Here is an 18,609-nt window from a genome sequence, read left to right as displayed (position 1 = left end):
AAAGAAATTGTTATACACAATTATTCAGAAAAATAGTTATCAAGATTCAATTGTACTTATGCTGTTGACCAATCAATTAAATACGATTGCCGGCGTTAAAAAAGCCTCCGTAATGATGGGTACTCCTGCTAACAAAGATATTCTTAAAGCAGGTGGATTGCATACCAGCGAACTAGAAAAAGCTTCGTCAAATGACATGGCGATCGTGTTAGATATTACTAAAAAAGATGAGCAGCTAATCAAAGAAATATTGACAGTAGTCGATGAATATTTGAAAGAAAAAAGCAAGGGCGGCAGCGACAAGGGAACTGAGACTGTGAAAACTTGGGATAAAGCATTAACTCTGGGGAAAGATGCCAATGTGGTAATCTTCTCCATTCCAGGTGCCCATGCAGCTTTAGAAATTGAGCATGCATTGAAAGAAAATAAACACGTCTTTTGCTTTAGCGACAATATCCCTCTAGAAGATGAGGTCCGCTTGAAAAAGCTGGCTCATGACAAGGGGCTGTTACTAATGGGTCCGGATTGTGGAACGGGAATCATCAATGGTATCCCAGTAGCTTTCACCAATGCGATTCGCAAAGGGAGTATTGGTGTCGTTGGGGCATCTGGAACAGGTATTCAGGAAGTGACCACGTTGATTCATAAGTTAGGCGGCGGTGTGACAAACGCTATCGGAACGGGTGGCCGCGATTTGAAGGCTGAAGTTGGTGGAATTACTCTGAAGGACAGTGTGATGACTTTAGAAAGTGATCCAAATACTAAGGTAATTGTCGTGATCTCCAAGCCGCCTGCACCAAATGTAAGAGACGAAGTACTCAATTTGTTAAGAGAATCTACCAAACCAGTAGTAACGATTTTTCTAGGGGAAGAACCAACCGATCATGAAGAGAATCTTTACCGCGCTTATACTTTAGAAGAAGCTGCAGAAATCGCAGTTCAATTAATGAATGATCAAAAAGTAGAACCGAATCGTGAGACCCTGATGGTTCCGGAATATCAATTTAAAACTGGACAAACAGGGATTAAAGGTCTGTATTCAGGTGGCACATTGGCCTATGAAGCAGCAATGCTGATAAAACAAGGGTTAGGCTTAGAGGAAGATCAGCCTAATGAAGATGGTTATATTTTAAAAGCAGGTGCCCATGAAATTTTAGACCTAGGGGACGACATTTACACTCAGGGGAAACCACACCCGATGATTGATCCAACGAAACGTGAAGAAATGTTAGCCGCAGCTGCGGATGAAGAAACGACTGCAGTTATCTTATTAGATGATGTATTGGGTTATGGATCTCATGAAAATATGGCCCGAGAATTAGCACCAACCATCAAAGCAATTAAGGAAAAGGCGCAAAGAGATGGTCGAGAGTTAGCCGTGATTGCTACCATCGTTGGGACAGACGAAGATCCGCAAAATATAGACGAACAAGCTGCCATTCTAGAAGATGCTGGCGTAATTTTGTGCCATAGTAATGCTCAGGCAGTTAAATCAGCTCTAACTATGCTGGGACATCCCGTCACTTTGCCGGAGCGAAAGGTCTTAGCTAAAAAAGCTGGATCAAAGACAACCGACATGCCGTCTGAAGCTATGCTGAATTTATTAACAAATAGTTCCTTCATTAATGTTGGGTTACGTAGTTTCTCTGAAGCGATCACAGGTCATAATGGCCAGGTGGTTCAATTCGACTGGCAGCCAATTGCTGGCGGCAATATTACATTGCAAAAGGCGTTGAATTTCTTAAATAAAGTGGAATTAGGATAGGAGGAGAAAAAGTGTACCAAACAATTGATGAAGCAAATAAAGCAGTAGCCGCTAAAATCGTCGCCGGTTCTCCTTTCTTATTGGACGTAGTTCCTGCGAAAACGGTTATTAAGGAATTAAATGAAGAAAAGGTTCTGCTGCATGCCGGCCCACCCATCCGCTATGATCAAATGGTCGATCCAATTCAAGGAGCTTGTATCGGAGCCGCACTATTTGAAGGTTGGGGTGAAACCGTAGATGATGTCCGTACATTGCTAGAGTCCGGCAAAGTTAAATTAATCCCGTGTCACCATGTGAATGCAGTAGGGCCGATGGGCGGAATTACTTCTGCCAATATGGCAGTATTGGTTGTAGAAAACAAAACAGACGGCAACCGGGCATATTGCACGATGAACGAAGGAATCGGCGCTGTATTACGTTTTGGTGCATATTCCGAGGAAGTGATTTCTCGTCTGCATTGGATGAAGGATACGTTAGCACCGGTTTTGAGTGCCGCGTTGAAAACAATAAACGGGGGCCTAAATATTAACGTTCTTGTCGCTAAAGCAATTGCGATGGGGGATGAATTCCACCAACGAAATATTGCAGCTTCCCTAGCTTTCTTAAAAGAAGTTGCACCAGCTATCATTTCCCTAAACGGTTTTGAAAAAGAAAAACTGGAGGTTGTTCAATTCTTAGCGGACACGGATCAATTTTTCCTTAATATCATGATGGCTTCAGCAAAAGCAGTTATGGATGGTGCGAGACAAATTCAAGAAGGCACGATTGTTACAGCAATGTGCCGAAATGGTCATGAGTTTGGTATTCGGATCGCCGGGATGGGAGATGAGTGGTTTACTGGACCAGTAAATACGCCAAAAGGCTTGTATTTTTCAGGCTTTAGTGAAGAAGACGCAGCTACTGATATGGGAGATAGCGCCATTACTGAAACCTTTGGTGTTGGTGGAATGGCTATGATCGCTGCACCGGCAGTTACCCGCTTTGTTGGCTCAGGTGGTTTTTACGATGCCTTAAATACAAGCAATGAAATGACTGAGATTTGTATTGACAGCAATCCGAATTTCTCAGTACCTACTTGGGACTTTAAAGGAATCTGCTTAGGAATTGATGCTAGAAAAGTGGTTGAAACCGGAATTTTACCAGTTATCAATACCGGAATTGCTAATAAAAAAGCTGGGTTGGGACAAATTGGTGCAGGAACCGTAACACCTCCTATTGACTGCTTTGAAAAAGCTGTTTTGGCCTATGCAAACAAGCTTGGATTCAAGGAATAGACTCGTGCCAGTGCTGGTAGAAACAAGTTGTTTAGATCAGAAAATCTTTGATCACTCACTTGCTAAGCGGCACTGGCGGGTACACAGTAAATTTACACACAGCTTTAATATTCAGGATGAGACAAGACAGCACCTGGCCGTTATTGCCTCCGATCAGAAGATTCATGTACCTAATGGAATCTATCTAAGTCCGAATGAGTTTAAGCAATTAGCAGCAGAAGTTCAAGTTGATGATTGCTTGCTGATTCAAGGGCTACGCGTGAAGTTTCCTCAGCGCCACTTACTGTTGACCACTCGTACCTATCAATCTTTCCAAAAAGAACTATCTGCTGATAGAACGGATGCAGTTTGGGACAGGTATGTGTCGGAGATCAAGAAAGTAAAGAAAGAGACCGGAAACCACGAACCTTTAGCAGCAGTGTTTACCCAATTCAATGACTTTGTTCAAGCTATTGATCGATTGTGTACAGATAAATTTTCAGTGCAGCGAAGTGGACTTCAGTTCTTAATCGGCCGTGGTCCGGGACTAACGCCGACAGGTGATGATATGATTATTGGTCATTTAGCTGCGCGCCTATTGTTAGGCCGTCGAAACCAAAAGCTGGAACGTTACCTGCGTAATAAAATAATGGCCGTCACTGATTTAACGACAGATGTCAGTAAACACTATCTGTTATGTAGTATTGATCAGCGTTTCAACCAATCAGTTTTACAACTAATCACTGAGTTCGGAAGTAACGCGGGACAAATTAGTAAAGGAATTCAAGCGGTTTTAGCAACCGGACACACATCAGGTGCTGACTTTCTCGCAGGTTTTACACGTACAATTCATTTTTTTAAGGAGGAGAACCATGGCAAATAGAGTAGTCATTGCGCTTGGCGGGAATGCCATTTTGAAGCCGGGTCAAGAACAAACGGTAGAAGCACAACTAAAAAATATTACAACAAGCGCCGAAATGGTGACAAAAATTGAAAAATTAGATTATCAAATTGTCGTCACACATGGCAATGGCCCTCAGGTCGGAAACATTCTACGTCAAAATGAAGAAGCAAAGGACATCGTTCCACCATTCCCATTAGATGTCTGCAACGCAGAATCACAAGGCTTTATTGGCTATTTAATGGAGCAGACAATTAAAAATAAAATTGAAGAAGAAGGGTTGACCAGTGAAGTTGTAACTTTACTGACACAAGTTGAAGTTTCTCCTGAGGACAAAGCTTTCCAAAAACCAACTAAGCCTATTGGAGTCTTTTATTCAAAAGAAGAAGCCGAACAGATGGAAAAAGAACGTGGTTGGGCAATGATGGAGGATGCAGGAAGAGGGTATCGACGTGTGGTCCCTTCACCGCAGCCACTAACAATCCACGGGGTAAGTGCCATTGTAAATTTATTAAACCAAAATACGATTGTTGTAGCTGGTGGTGGCGGCGGAATCCCAGTCTCAAGAAAAGAAAATGGTTTTTTGAGCGGCATCGAAGCCGTCATTGATAAAGATCGTACGGGGAAGAAACTATCTGAACAGTTAGACGCCGATGTTTTCATGATGCTGACAGACGTGAGCAATGTATATATTAATTATGGCAAACCCAATCAGAAAAAATTGGAGACCATTACTCCAGAAATCGCACAAAAACATTTCGATGAGGGGCATTTTGCTGATGGCAGTATGGGGCCGAAAATTGAAGCCGCGATTAACTTCGCCCGACAAGGCAAGACGGCGATCATTTGTGCTCTAGAAGAGGCCGATCGTGCATTATTAGGTGAAGCAGGTACAAGAATTGTTGGATAAAAATCCAGCAATTCTTGTACCTTGGGTTATTTCCAGAAAAATTGATAAAGATCGTGATGAGAGTATTCTTTTCAGCTAGAACTAAAAAAGCTGAAGGGAAATCCTTCAGCTAGCCAATCACAGATTGTTTTCTTCGGATAAGTCAAGCGCCAATCTCAAATCTAGGCTCACAGACGGGTCGTGAATATTTTTTCCGATAAGATTGCTGCATTGATCAATGCGATACTTGATAGTATTGCGGTGAACAAACAAAGCCTTCGCTGTACGAGCGATTTCGCAATTGAAATCAAGATAGTATTTCAAGGTTTTGCGCAACTCAATCGAAGAAGCTTCCTTTGGATATGCTAAGTCTTTCAAGGTGATTTCACAGAAATAAGCGATATCAGAGGGACCAATTTTTTCAAATAGACTGCGCATGCCTTTTTGCTGATATTGATAAATCGAAGTAGTAATCGAAAGAGAGGACATCTCTTCATAAGCAGTTTTAGCCTCGATATAGGATTTCGCAACGTCATCAATCGTGCCATAGATATTTCCAACACCAAATTGCAGGTCTATCGAAAGTCTCTTAGTTAAGTCATCTGCAATATTTTGCAGGATGCTTTCCAGATTTTCTTGCTTATGCTGAATTAACGCTACACAATGCTGGGTATTTTTAACCTTGAATAGACTAACATCCTTGATGTGATGTTTCAGCTTGCTGCTTAACCACTTAAAGCCTAGCTGGCTAACCTCTTCTTGGTATTTGATCTTAGAGTCGCTGGTATTTTTTTGCTTACAGGAAGCATAGACTACACGATAGTGCCGTGCCTTAACTAGTCCGTATGTGGTACCTAAATCTAACCAATCACGGGGATGTTGGTTGGGAGCTTGTTGAATTTCAATCATTCGAGTCAGAAAATCTGTTTTTAAAAGATCATAAGACTCCTGAACCTTCTGATTTTTATAGAGCATAAAAGACAAGACTAAACTAGCTTGTTCCAAAGCAAAATTTGAAACAGGGTAAGGGATTTTTTCAGGATTCAACACAACCAGTGAATGAGGGAAATAGTGATTTGTTTCAACTGAAAAATAGGAAACAAGGAATTTTTTCTGATCCAGGTCCTCAATCAGTACAGACTCACTTTTTTTCTGACCGAATATCAATTGATCAATATAAAATTCTGCTGGTTTTGAGGCCTTGGAAAAGTGTTTTGAAGCTGCATACACCTGCTTATAGGGATCAACTAAAATCACTGGCGTATTGATTGATCGTCCAAAATCTGCGATAAAGCGAGCAATACTAACATCATTTACCAGTAAATTGGAGAAACGCCGCTGGATATCTAACGCATAACTCAGCTGCTCGGTTTGCTTGTCCCACAAAAAGCTTAACAATTGGTGCAGCAGACGGCCTAAAGGAATGGATGTAGGAACCAACACAATTGGAAAGTGGACACTATCCGCGTATTGGATCACCTTGGGGTCGATTTCATCAAGGAAGCGGCCAGCTTTGATACCTAAACCTGCCGCTTTCTTCTCCTTTAAGGAGTCGATTAAAGCAAACATTCTGGTTTGATCCTCCTGATAGATCATTGCAGTGGTTAATAGCAGGATATGTTCTGGAATATAAAAAGAAATATCTGGGGTTTCACTAATTTCAATACTTTCGACGGGTAATTCCGCATATTTAGGATTCGTTAATAGCTTCAAATCGGAAAAACGGGGAATTTGTAATAAATCAACGAGTGTTTTCATAACGTCCTCCTTTAAAAGCAGTATAACGAAAGAGGGAAAGCAACTCAACAAAATTAGCAGTAATTACCATTTTTCAGCAAAAATTGTGCAAAACAAACAAAAGATAATTAAGAAAGAGGAGATTCATCTATGTTTTCAGAATTAGTAATTCCAAGTCGCACCATTATGACACCCGGTCCAGTAGAAGCTCATCCCAACGCATTAAAGGCAATGACTTCGACGATACTAGGCCAATTTGATCCAGCGTTTTTAACTATCATGGACAATGTAAAAGAAATGATCAAGGTTCCATTTGGGACCAAAAACCAGCAAGCTTTCGCTATTGATGGCACATCTCGTTCTGGATTGGAAGCAGCACTAATTGCGCTGATTGAACCTGGCGATAAAGTACTGATTCCTGCATATGGCCGCTTTGCTTATTTGTTAGGTGAAATCTGTGAGCGGGCAAAGGCGGAAATCAAATATTTGGAGAAAGATTGGAATAGTCCTTTTACTCAAGAGGAAATTATTCAAGCTATTGAAGAGTTCAATCCAAAAATTGTGACGATGGTTCATGGTGAGACTGCAAATGGACAAATGCAACCACTAGATAAAATAGGTGCCGCTTGTCGTCAACGCGATATTTTCTTTGTAGTTGACATGGTAGCAACTTATGGCGGTGTACCGATTTTTGTAGATGACTGGTGTGTTGATATTGCGATTGGCGGTACTCAAAAGTGTATTAGTGTACCTTCAGGAATGTCATTAGTTACTTATAATTCACGGGTAGAAGCGGTACTAGATAGCCGTTATCAAAAAGAATTAGGTTTAAGCAAAGATGAACGCAACGACCGTCATATTAGCAGCAATTACTTAGACTTAAGTCAGCTGCAGCGGTATTGGAATTCTGAAAGAATTAATCACCATACGGAAGCGACTAGCATGATCTATGCGTTACATGAGGGTTTGAGAGCCGTTATCAATGAAGGAATCGAAAACGTATGGGCTCGCCATCAACTAAATAATGATGCGCTGGTTGCTGGAATCGAAGCAATGGGATTGGGCTTTTTCGGAAATATGGATACCAAAATGCCTACAGTCACACCTATTCTAATTCCTGAGGGTGTCGATGATGGAGAAGGTGTTCGTTCAATGTTGCTGGATGTTTTCCATGTTGAAATTGCATCTTCTTTTGGTGATTTGAAAGGAAAAGTATGGCGAATTGGAAATATGGGCTACAGCAGTCGTAGAGAAAATGTCTTGCAAGTGTTAGGTGCTTTAGAAGCGGCAATCATTTATTGTGGAGGTTCTGTCAAGGCTGGTGAAGCAGTAAATGCAGCGCTAAAAGTTTATCAAGTGTAACCAATCACAAAGTTAGATTTGTTTAAAGTGCACAAAAAGAAATTCACATTTGTTGCAACTGCCAAATGTATAACGTGCTGATAAATCTTACAATGAAATCGAACAGTGGAGCAATCTTCACTGTTCGAAAAAATAGTATAAATGACGAAATGTATGGAGGAAAAAAGAATGGAAACGAATACAGAGCGTAAAATTGGTATGGAGTACTGGAAAAAGATAATCGTTTTACTATGTTCTGGCTGGGTTTCGATCTGGATCTACCGTTCAGCCTTATCACCTGTTTATCCGCAGATCAATGCATCATTAGGAGGGAATGTTTCAGACACAGCTCTAGGGTCAATTTCGAGTTTTTATTTCTTGGGCTATGTAATTATGCAAATTCCAGCTGGTTTTTTAGTAGATAAAATTGGGAAGAAAAAAGTTCTTATTCCAGGATTTCTATTTTTTGCTTTAGCAGCATTTATTATCTCCCAAGCTTCAGGGATCTCAATGATTTATCTAGGCAGCTTCTTAGCAGGAATTGGTTGCGGATCCTTTTATGGTTCGGCATATTCCTTAACCTCTCAAAACATCCCAGCAGAGAAAAAAAGCTTTTCAACAGCTATTGTAAATAGTGGTTCAGCAGTAGGTTCAGGTCTTGGCATGATCTTATCTAGCTACTTGGTGGTTCAATTAGGACTTCCTTGGCAGATTATGATGTATATTTCCGTTGTATTAAGTTTGCTGATGGTAGCAGCATTTAGCTTAGTTATCCGGGGAAACAAAGATGATGTTGCTTTTAACCAGCCAAAAGAAGAAGCCAAAACAGAGAAGCCTAAAGAAACGGTTTCTATGAAGACTTTATTTACACCGGCAATGCTATTTACTTATATTTTGTACTTTGCTACTTGTTATGCTTACTATATGACTGTTACTTGGTTACCTAATTTCTTGGGTACTGAACGAGGATTTCAAGGAACAGCCATCGGTTTTTCTTCTTCCTTAGTCGCTTTCGCGTCAATTCCAGGAGCACTATTTTTTAGCCGATTGGCAGACAAATTTATGGATAAAAAAGTACGTTTTATCGTAACTCTAGAGCTTTTAGCGGCAGCAATGTTATTGATAACTGTCCAAGCATCAACTTCCACTTTCTTGATGGTAGGCTTAATTATGTATGGCTTTTTAGGAAAATTAGCGGTTGAACCGATTATTATTTCTTGGTTAGGTGAAAATGCCCCTACTGTGGGAATAGGCACAACCTTAGGAGTGTTCAACTTCTTCGGAATGATGTCTTCTGTAATTGCACCAACCTTGACTGGTTCAATCTCAGATACAACAGGCTCCAAAGTGATGGGCTTTTATATTGCTGTGCTTCTTCTAGTAGTCGGCTCTATTCTTTTCTTGATTTCTAACCTTAAAAAAGCCAGAGAACAATAAGTATCTACTGATTGGGAAAACGAGGTATAGCTATGGGCACGCTTCGAAAAGTTAGTTTAACAAATCAAATTATGGCTGCAATGGTATTGGGGATTCTCGCTGGAGCGATATTTCAACAAAACATCATTGGGATTAAGGTAGTGGGGGATCTTTTCCTGCGGCTAATCCAAATGTCAGTTGTCATTTTGATTATGGGGTCAGTAATTGAAGCAGTCGGTGGCCTCGAAATTCAAGAATTGCGTAAGATCGGTTTCAAAATGTTTGTGTGGTTTATGGGGTCAACAATTGTTGCGGCAGTTATAGGTGTGATCTTCGGACTGATAGTTAAGCCTGGTGTTGGTTTAAAAGGCACAATAGGTACTGTGGACAGTTTGACCGTTAATGATGGCAGTCTGCAAGAAATTATTTTAGATTTTATCCCACAAAATATTATTGCAGCAATGGCAGAAGCAAATATGATTCAAGTGATTATATTTGCTCTGTTTTTCGGATTAGCACTTAGTCTGGTGAAACAAGATGTGAAAGGCCGTCAGATGTTGGAATGGGTATCAAATTTCAACAGTGTTATCTTGAAAATGGTTACTTTAATCATGCAATTGGCTCCAATCGGAATATTTGCTTTAATTGCTGCTGTTGTTGGTGAAATTGGTGTGGGGGTGTTGGGCACTTTAATGAAGTTCCTGCTAACATTGGGTACCGCTGCTGTGCTGTATTTAATTGTTTGGTTAGGGATTACAACACTCTATTGCAAAGTAAGTTTTAGCCGTTTATTGAAAAATATTTGGCGAATCACCATGATTGCTGTTACAACCACCTCTTCAGCCGTTTCATTACCGGTAAAGATAGAAGATGGACGTGAGAAGCTAGGAATAAGCGATCGCATTAATAAATTAGTTATGCCCTTAGGAATGAGCCTAAATAGTAATGGTTTAGCAATGTATTTATCATTGTCAATTGTCACTTTCGCTCAATTTTTCCAAATTGAGTTGACACTAGGACAATTAACACAAGCCGTTTTGCTTTCTACTTTAGCTTGTCTAGGAACGGTCGTAGTACCAGGTGGAGGACTTGTTGCGCTGGCAACCGTTATGCCTATGCTTGGACTGCCAACAGAAAGTATAGCTTTGTTAGCAGGGATTGACTGGTTTTCAGGCGTTTTTCGAACCCTGTTAAATGTAGACATTGATGTATTAGTGGCCTTGATTATCGCAAATGATGAAGGTGAATTAGATAGAGGCATTTTTAATGGCGAAAAAAGCTATACTGAATAAAGCAAAAAATGAGTGAGATATTTATGAAAAGACTTTTCTTCGGAAGAGTCTTTTTTAGAAATTATACAACTGTCTTACTAACTGACCGAGGAAATTATTTCGCAGGTAGCCAAGAGCTTTGCATTATAGAAAAGGGTACAGCTAAACAAAAACACAGGTTTTTCAGCTATTGTGAATATTTTATCAAGATGGATATAGTTAAAATTTGTTTAGCACTGCGATCTTAAGTAAAATCGTTAAGGCTGATTAAGCTATTACTAACGAGCAATTTAGTAAATAGAAGGAATGAGAGCTCTTAGAATTGTTTCAAAAAAGATATCTAAATTCTTAGGACAATAGAATTTGTGTATTAGATAAATTAATTTAGAGGTAGACGGTGTAGCAGCATAGTTAGTTAGTAATCTCCACAATGATAATAGAATGGGGACGATGAAGCATATAAACTGAGAGTTCCAAATTGATTCAAAAAAATTGTGAAATATATCACATGGTTTTCTGCAAAATAGTGTAAAGCTGAGATAACAGATGAATAGTTGCAGCAACTATTCCAAAACTCAAGGAGCTAAATCATTGGATGATTTGGCTTTACAGTGTTAACCATTTAAATGAAGGAGACAACTAGGATTCCAATTGTTGAACAAAAACAACGACTGGCAGAAAAATTTAAGCTGCTGATTCAATTATTAATTGAAAACCAATTCGATGTCCATTCAGTAGGGAAAAGATTTAGTCAGATAAATTCTAAAAGGGCAAAAGTTAATTGCTCTCACTATCATTAGAGTGTTTGAAGGCATTGATAAATACAACAAACAGCGCATTGAAGATTTTCTTGAATGCTAACCAATTGGTTACGAATATAAATTGTTAAAAAACAATTATCGAAAATATCTTATAAGAAATTGAGTAGCTGTTTTGCTTTTATCAAAAATTGAGTGAAAGAGGGGAATACGTATGTCTAAATCAAAAATTGAAGAACGACTGTTTAAAATTAGCGAGCTGTTTTGCTTTGATCCCAATGAAGGAAAGAAAACTTTCTTTTATGAAACAGATAAAACGGCAGGAGCATTGTGGTGCTTAGAGGCTGGTCAATCTGTTTTCACACACTCGCATAGCACCTCTGACGATTTATGGATATGTATACAAGGAACCGGAACTTTTTATCCAGGCAATGGTGAGGAAGTAGAGATTACTAAAGGTGATTTAATTATTTCTCGTCCTGGTGAACAGCATGGTATGAAAAATACGGGAGGCGAACGATTTGTCTTTATAGGGATTGCTGGACCACTTCCAATGGACTTAATTGTGCACGACTAAGCTGGAAAATTTCCCAGCTTTTTTTATTGGCGTTAATAACTTTTCTCAAAAAGGTTATTGACAGGTGCTAACATACCGGGTATGATGCTTATAGATACCGGCAGTATGTAAGGGGTGGGAGAATTGGCAAGAGGAAGAAATCCGGAACAAACCCGAAGAAAAATTTTAGATGTAGCAGAACAGCTGTTTTTAGAGAAAGGCTATGATGATACCTCCATCCAAGACATAATTGATGGGTTAGGCGGTATGACCAAAGGCGTCATTTACCATCACTTTAAGTCCAAGTTTGATATTTTGGAAACCTTGATGGCCGAAGCCGGAGATACAACAACTTTTACGGAATGGCGAGGAGCCAATGGATTTGAACGGCTGCAAAATTCACTAGAGCAAGCTTTCAACTCGTACAAAAAGCAGTCCATTGGTTATTCAGCGGCAGTCGCTTTACGAAGTCCTCGTATTTTGGGAGAGCAGTACCTGCAAGTTTTTGCAGAATATGCGCCGGAGATTACTAAGATTGTAGAGGAAGGTATTGAAGACGGCTCGATCCAAACGGAATTTCCCAGAGAGGTAGCGGAGCTGATGCTAGTTACAATGAATTTATGGATTGGCTTTCAACTTAGTGTATTAACTGAAACCGAGGCCAGACGTAAAATGCTTTTTTTTAAACAACTATTTGAAGGAATTGGGGTTCCTTTGATAAATGATGAGCTGTTAGAAGACAGTTACAAATTGTTTGCTTTGCTAAAAAAAGAATAGCCGAGTACATCGACTATTTTTTTAGATATATACATACCGATGGTAGGTATTTTTTTATTAAGTTTTACATACCGTTAGTATGAAAAATGAAAGGAAGTTATGTATGGAGAAAGCAATTGCTATTTCACAGTTAGAAAAAAACTACACGACAAAAGAGGTATTAAAAGGCATCGACCTGACAGTTGACCAAGGAGAGATTTTTGTTTTACTAGGAAAGAATGGTGCGGGGAAATCAACCTTATTTAAAGTTTTAACCGGATTGGCCAAAGAAAGCGGGGGTACATTTCAATTCTTCGGACAAAAATATAATATGCAGGTGGATAGTAAAAAAATCGGCTTTAGCATTAATGACCCGGTCTTCTATGAAAGCTTAAGTGCCAAAAAAAATTTGGAAATTCATTGTGCCTACATGCAGGTGTCGAATATTAATGTTGATTATTGGTTACGGCTGATGGGATTGAAGAGTGATGATACACCAGTCAAAAGTTACTCTACAGGAATGCGGCAACGTTTAGCCTTGGCTCGTTGTTTAGTGCATGATCCAGCTTTATTAATTATTGATGAACCGTTGAATGGTCTTGATCCGAAAGGGATTCGCGAATTTCGCAAGCTGATCGAACAAATTTCTGAAATGAATAAAACCATTATTATGTCTAGCCACATTTTAGCTGAGGTTGAAGCCATCGCGTCTCGTATTGCGGTTATTTCCGATGGAGAAATTGTCTTAAATCAAACCAAACAACAGCTGATTATAGAGCAGGGTAATAACTTTGAAGACTACTTAATTGATAAAATGGAGGGCAACTAACATGAATTTAGTAAAAATTGAACGCCAAAAGAAATCATTACAATCGTATTTAATTGCAGCTGTAATTATCCCACTGGTTTGTCTGATGCTGCTGTATTTAGTCGCCTTTGTTTCCAAGCAACCTATGCCTTCGTCTGCTCCAAGTGGGCAAGATATGAACAGTTATTCATTTTTATATCAAATTTCCTTTATTAGCAATGTCGCCGGCTATGTTATGTTGGGGGCAACGATGCTGGTTAAATATGTACTAGAAGCTTATTCTGACCGAAATCTCTATTTGACCCTAGGATATCCAGTCTCGCGGACAAAAGTTTTTTTCAGTAAATTATTTCTGTGTTTATCAGTAACCAGTATTGGTGTGTTTGTCAGTATTTTTGTCACCAATACATTGTTTTTCATTTCGGAGTCCTTATTTCAATTAGTGGAGGATAAACTTACTTTTCAAAGTGTATTGAATCAGCTGCCAATAATGTTGACAGCAGCTGTTTTAGTAAGCTCCATCTGTTTAATTGCCCTATTTATCGGCTGGCTAAAGAACTCTGTTCCTTTGGTCTTAATTTCAGCAATTCTACTATTTAGTATACCCAGCAACTTGGCTTCAAGCGGAAATATGTTTGTTATCGCCGTGCTAACAGTCATCCTATTTATCTTCGGCCTAATAGTTGTTGGCGTACTTAAAAACAAGGTGTTAAGATTGGAGGCTTGATATGATTAAAGAGAAAAATTTTCTACTACTGATGGGGAGTCAGCTGTTCTCCGTTTTGGGAACAACTGTCATTCAATTCGTAATTTCTTTATATGTTCTAGATATTACTCATTCGGCTTTACTGTTTAGCGTCATTACTTCCTTATCGATTATTGGTCGAATCGTTTGCTTGCCTTTTTGTGGTATTTTAGCTGATCGCTTGTCTAAAAAAAGGTTAATGATAGTGATGGATTCCTTGTATTTGATCCTGTCGGTGATGCTATTGGCAGCGACACAGGTCAATGAAGTACTGATGATGATTGGGGTTCTGACTGTTTTGATGGGAATGGTATCAGCTTTTGAAACGCCAGTAGTACAATCAACGATTCCATTGATTTGTCAGCCGGAGGATATTCCTAAAGCTAATGGAATTATCAGTTCAATTAGCATGCTTGGGAATATTTTGGGCCCAGTAATGGCTGGAATTGTTTATCGTTTTGAGGCAGTTTACCAAATTTTCGCAGTTTGCGGTGTATTATTTATAGCGGCTATTCTATGTGAAGTTCTATTAGTGATTCCCCGTTTGCAGGAGAAAACGGGTGGTCAAAAGGTGAAAGAAATAGTTGTTGGTGATTTGAAGGAAGTTCTAAGTTATTTGAAAATCGAACAAACAATTGTCAAAATCGGTTTGGTCGCTTTCTTATTGAATTTATTCATTTCTTCCTTTATTCAAGTGATGATTCCATTTATTGCTCGAGTACAGATCGGTGTTAGCGAGGAGCAATTTGGTTTAATGAATACCTTCTTTGCTTTGGGAAGTTTAGTAGGAACCTTGGTGTATAGTGCCTTTGCGAATCGATTATCTGGTAATAGCATTTTTAAAGGCTTGATTGGAATGAGTTTGCTTTTCTTAGGACTGACAATTCCGTTGGGATTAATGCCAAGCAACAATCTTTCCTTTTGGTTAATGGTCATAGTAGTAACAATTCTTTTAGGAACAGTAACGTTACTATCGGTTCAGCTGATTGTTTATATCCAACTAATAACTAAGCAAGCTTTACTGGGAAGAGTGATGTCTTTCATCATGATCATTTCCACTTTGGCTTCACCTTTAGGACAATTGATGTATGGATTGCTGGGTGATTTGTTGTCGAAAAGTGATATTCTGATTTTAATTGTTGCATTGACTGTCATTACTTTGGGTATTTCCTGGTATTCTCGTAGTATTTTCCAACAAATGAAAACGAATTTGGCACAGCTAAAGAGCTAAATTCTAGGAAAGCTGTTTCACTTTTGGAGCAGCTTTTTTGTTCGTTTTTGTATAGGCAGAATTCCAGATAGTAGAAAAAACCGATTTAGCAATTTTTGCTCGTTTTTTAGAAGTGAACAAATTATTATTTTAGTTGCTTTTATTAGTGTTTGAGAAAGTAAGAACACGTTTATCTGTGCTATTTAAAACGGGTGGAGAAGTATACAAAAAAACGAGCATTTAGCAGTGCTAGAAAAAATACTTGCCTCTCACTATTGGTACAACGTACATTGGTGCTATTAACAGATGGTCGTACGACAATAGTATGCTGATGACTCGAAAGTGACTGGAGTAAAAAATTTAGCAAATCGGAGTGAAAAGCCTTCTTTAATTAGGTAGTTAATCTATTTGGTTGTGTCGAAGGTAGTAAATACCCAAGGTTAACTATCATATCTGGTTATCAGGTTGCTACAATGTTATTGGAAGCAAGCCGCGTTTATACAGTTGAGAAATATAACTGAATTTTTCATGAAGAAATCAAAAAAGGGCTATAATGATTGCTTCTCCTCATAATTTTGAACATTAGAATTCACTTAAAATAAGCAATCGCTTTCATTGAACTCTAACCGACAGATTTCAGCAGGTTTGTTATAATTAAATTATCTGAAGGATAAAAGGAGAATTGTCCATGAAATTGAATCAGTTTGGTTTACAGCAAGTATCATTACAAACAGCAAAGAAAGAATTGACCGCACTTGGCTTTTTAGCAAAGGATGCGCCGCAAACAGCGACCGATTTATATTTTGATTTTTTGAAGAAAAGCTTTGTTTTGGTACAGGACGAAGGCGGTCTTATCGCTAAAATGGGGAACTATTTGGCAACCTCGACAACAGATTTAGCAACTTTTTATCAAAAAAAAGAGACGATTACAGCAGAGGTGTTTTATTTAGTGGCTCTTCAGCTGTTGGAATTTGAAGCTGAAATTGACTTTAAACCGGAAACTCTTCAAGAGGATTTGGTGGAAATTAATTTAGCGACAAGCAGCGGAGACTTTAATCAAGTCGATACGATCATAGAAGCGTGGTATCTGTTGCTTAACTGCCACACAAAAAATGGTTTGGCCTTTATCGATAAATTAGCTAATCTAGGATTTTATCGTAAGCAGCAATTCGAAAAACCGTTCTTTTTTAATGGTAAGGCTCAAGCTGTTTTTGAAACAGAAAAAATTATTCGGGAAGTTGTCTATGTCGAAGCACCGCTGGATACCGACAATGATGGCAAACGTGATTTGCTGAAATTAGAAATCTTACGACCAGGCGAAACGGAAGAAGGTCTAAAGGTTCCAACTTTGTTCACTGCCAGTCCATACAGTCAAGGAGTTAACGGACCTGCGGGGGAAGCATTAACCTATGATGTGAATCAACCTCTAGAAAGAAAAGAACCTAATGACACTGCCTATGAGGATATTCAGTATCCTCCAGTAGAAAAAGAATTACCGCCTGAAAGGGAGGTGGCTGGATCTGCCACGCATGGGACGGAAACTTTCGTGAAGGAGAATAACCATACCTTAAATGACTTTTTCTTGGCTCGCGGCTTTGCGGTAGTTTATGGTGCAGCGATTGGTACTAAAGACTCCGATGGAATTCAAACTTGTGGCTCAGTGGAGCAAACTACAGCGATGGTGGCATACATTGAATGGCTGGCAGGCAATCGTCGAGCGTTCACTAACCGGATCGACAATATTGAAATCAAAGCCTGGTGGAGCAACAAAAAAATAGCTATGACTGGCAAATCCTACTTAGGAACTTTAGCGACAGCTTGTGCCACACGACAGGTGGAAGGGTTAGAAACAATTATATCCGAAGCGGCTATTTCCAACTGGTATCAATATTATCGCGACAATGGCTTAGTAATTGCTCCCGGTGGGTTTCCTGGAGAGGATGCCGATGTTTTAGCGATTGAAACCTACAGTAAAATGCAAAATGCTGGCGATTATCTTCATAGTAAAACTTTCTTTGAGAATTACTTGAAACAAATGGCTGACTGGCAGGACCGTAAAACTGGTAATTATAATACCTTCTGGGATGAGCGCAACTACTTACCATTTATCAAGGACATTAAATGTGATGTGGTAATGGTACACGGTTTGAATGACTGGAATGTGAAGCCGCGTCAGGTAGCAGATTTGTGGGAGGCTTTAAAAGAAGTACCAGTAGCTAAGAAATTAATTCTGCACCAAGGGCAGCATATCTATATCAATAATATTCCCTCATTAGATTTTCAGGACATGATGAATTTATGGTTAAGTCACAAACTGTATGATATCGACAATAATGCCAAAGAAATTCTACCAGACATTGTATACCAAGCCAATACTGATGCTGAAACTTGGAATACTGCGGAGGATTGGAACAGTAATAAAGTGGATACTTTGTATTTTGGCGATAATGCCTTAGCAGCAGAACCACAAACGGGACAAGTTGCTTTTAAGGATCAATTACCAGAGGAACAATTCATTGCCTATACGAAAAACATTGAAAAATGGGAAAAGGAATTAAAAGAAGCAGGTCCGATGGATGGCCATCGCTACTTGGCGAAATCAGCTGCTTTATCAGAGGAACTGTTTCTTAACGGTCGTCCAAAAGTAACGATTCGAGTAGCCTCCAACCAAGATTTCGGCATGTTGAGTGTGGAATTGATTGATTTTGGTGAAGCAAAACGCTTAAAGCCAGTGCCAGATGTTTTAGTGCCAAAAGGGTTACAGCTGGGATATAATTGGCGCGAAGATAACGTCATGGAATTGAAGCTTGGCGCGTCAACACCCTATAAGCTGATTTCTCGCGGGCATATCAACTTGCAAAATCGGGAAAATCCTTGGAAAGTTAACGATTTACAAGCTGGTGAGTTTGTGGAAATTGAGCTTGAATTGCATCCAACGATGTATCATTTGCCAAAGGGTCGTCAAATCGGTTTGGCTGTTTATGGAACCGATTTGGAAAAAACGATTCGGGGGAATCAAGATATCGAATACACTTTAGACTTAGCTGCCTCACATTTAGATTTACCAGTAGAATAATTTTTTCGACTCCTTCTGATTTTAATGAAGGAGTCTTTTTACGCAAAAAAACCAGCCAAACAAGTTGGCTGGAACTGAAATATGGGGTATAGGGATGTGTTACAAATAAAGCATACCACCGACTGCT

At 39.3% G+C, this 18,609-nt stretch carries 14 protein-coding genes; 13 read left to right on the top strand and 1 reads right to left on the bottom strand.

Annotated features, from left to right (window positions below; all coding sequences use genetic code 11):
* Positions 1-7: 7 nt before the first annotated feature.
* From fdrA to arcC, 4 genes are read left to right on the top strand one after another with little or no spacing between them, the layout of a single operon-like run.
* Entirely contained in the window at positions 8-1,765 is a 1,758-nt protein-coding gene (gene fdrA, locus IGI49_RS19050) for an acyl-CoA synthetase FdrA (protein ID WP_429965989.1), read from the top strand.
* An 11-nt stretch (positions 1,766-1,776) separates the two neighbouring features.
* Positions 1,777-3,039 carry a DUF1116 domain-containing protein gene (locus IGI49_RS19045; RefSeq protein ID WP_429965990.1) on the top strand — a complete coding sequence of 421 codons (1,263 nt, stop codon included), beginning with the start codon at positions 1,777-1,779 and terminating at the stop codon, positions 3,037-3,039.
* A gap of 4 nt (positions 3,040-3,043) precedes the next feature.
* Complete coding sequence (locus IGI49_RS19040) at positions 3,044-3,901, top strand: DUF2877 domain-containing protein (protein ID WP_429965991.1); 858 nt, start codon at positions 3,044-3,046, stop codon at positions 3,899-3,901.
* Positions 3,891-4,829, top strand: coding sequence for a carbamate kinase (gene arcC / locus IGI49_RS19035; protein ID WP_429965992.1), 939 nt, complete (start codon positions 3,891-3,893; stop codon positions 4,827-4,829). Before IGI49_RS19040 ends, arcC begins: the two co-directional genes overlap by 11 nt.
* 117 nt (positions 4,830-4,946) lie before the next feature.
* Here arcC and IGI49_RS19030 read toward each other — a convergent pair whose 3' ends face one another.
* Positions 4,947-6,566 (bottom strand): PucR family transcriptional regulator, encoded by a 1,620-nt coding sequence (locus tag IGI49_RS19030; RefSeq protein WP_429965994.1) that lies wholly within the window; start codon positions 6,564-6,566, stop codon positions 4,947-4,949.
* Between the two features lie 129 nt (positions 6,567-6,695).
* On the opposite strand from IGI49_RS19030, the gene IGI49_RS19025 reads away from it, so the two are divergent.
* From IGI49_RS19025 to IGI49_RS18985, 9 genes are all read left to right on the top strand, one after another.
* Positions 6,696-7,907: a pyridoxal-phosphate-dependent aminotransferase family protein gene (locus tag IGI49_RS19025; protein WP_429965995.1), complete on the top strand. Its 1,212-nt coding sequence runs from the start codon at positions 6,696-6,698 to the stop codon at positions 7,905-7,907.
* A gap of 168 nt (positions 7,908-8,075) precedes the next feature.
* A complete protein-coding gene (locus IGI49_RS19020; protein WP_429965997.1) occupies positions 8,076-9,323 on the top strand; it encodes an MFS transporter in 1,248 nt (415 codons plus the stop codon).
* A gap of 32 nt (positions 9,324-9,355) precedes the next feature.
* Positions 9,356-10,594, top strand: coding sequence for a dicarboxylate/amino acid:cation symporter (locus IGI49_RS19015; protein WP_207701665.1), 1,239 nt, complete (start codon positions 9,356-9,358; stop codon positions 10,592-10,594).
* A 951-nt stretch (positions 10,595-11,545) separates the two neighbouring features.
* Positions 11,546-11,908 (top strand): cupin domain-containing protein, encoded by a 363-nt coding sequence (locus tag IGI49_RS19010; protein ID WP_429965998.1) that lies wholly within the window; start codon positions 11,546-11,548, stop codon positions 11,906-11,908.
* A 123-nt stretch (positions 11,909-12,031) separates the two neighbouring features.
* Positions 12,032-12,664: a TetR/AcrR family transcriptional regulator gene (locus tag IGI49_RS19005; RefSeq protein ID WP_429965999.1), complete on the top strand. Its 633-nt coding sequence runs from the start codon at positions 12,032-12,034 to the stop codon at positions 12,662-12,664.
* A gap of 103 nt (positions 12,665-12,767) precedes the next feature.
* Positions 12,768-13,472 (top strand): ABC transporter ATP-binding protein, encoded by a 705-nt coding sequence (locus tag IGI49_RS19000; protein ID WP_429966000.1) that lies wholly within the window; start codon positions 12,768-12,770, stop codon positions 13,470-13,472.
* Position 13,473: 1 nt separating this feature from the next.
* Positions 13,474-14,178 carry a hypothetical protein gene (locus IGI49_RS18995; RefSeq protein WP_429966001.1) on the top strand — a complete coding sequence of 235 codons (705 nt, stop codon included), beginning with the start codon at positions 13,474-13,476 and terminating at the stop codon, positions 14,176-14,178.
* Position 14,179: 1 nt separating this feature from the next.
* Positions 14,180-15,427: an MFS transporter gene (locus tag IGI49_RS18990; protein ID WP_429966002.1), complete on the top strand. Its 1,248-nt coding sequence runs from the start codon at positions 14,180-14,182 to the stop codon at positions 15,425-15,427.
* Positions 15,428-16,094: 667 nt separating this feature from the next.
* On the top strand, positions 16,095-18,482 hold the full coding sequence (locus IGI49_RS18985; RefSeq protein WP_429966003.1) for a Xaa-Pro dipeptidyl-peptidase: 2,388 nt from the start codon (positions 16,095-16,097) through the stop codon (positions 18,480-18,482).
* Positions 18,483-18,609 lie beyond the last annotated feature (127 nt).

The organism is Enterococcus sp. AZ071 (genome assembly GCF_050499065.1).
Taxonomy (GTDB): domain Bacteria; phylum Bacillota; class Bacilli; order Lactobacillales; family Enterococcaceae; genus Enterococcus_A; species Enterococcus_A ferrettii.
This window is presented reverse-complemented; position numbering and strand designations above follow the sequence as displayed.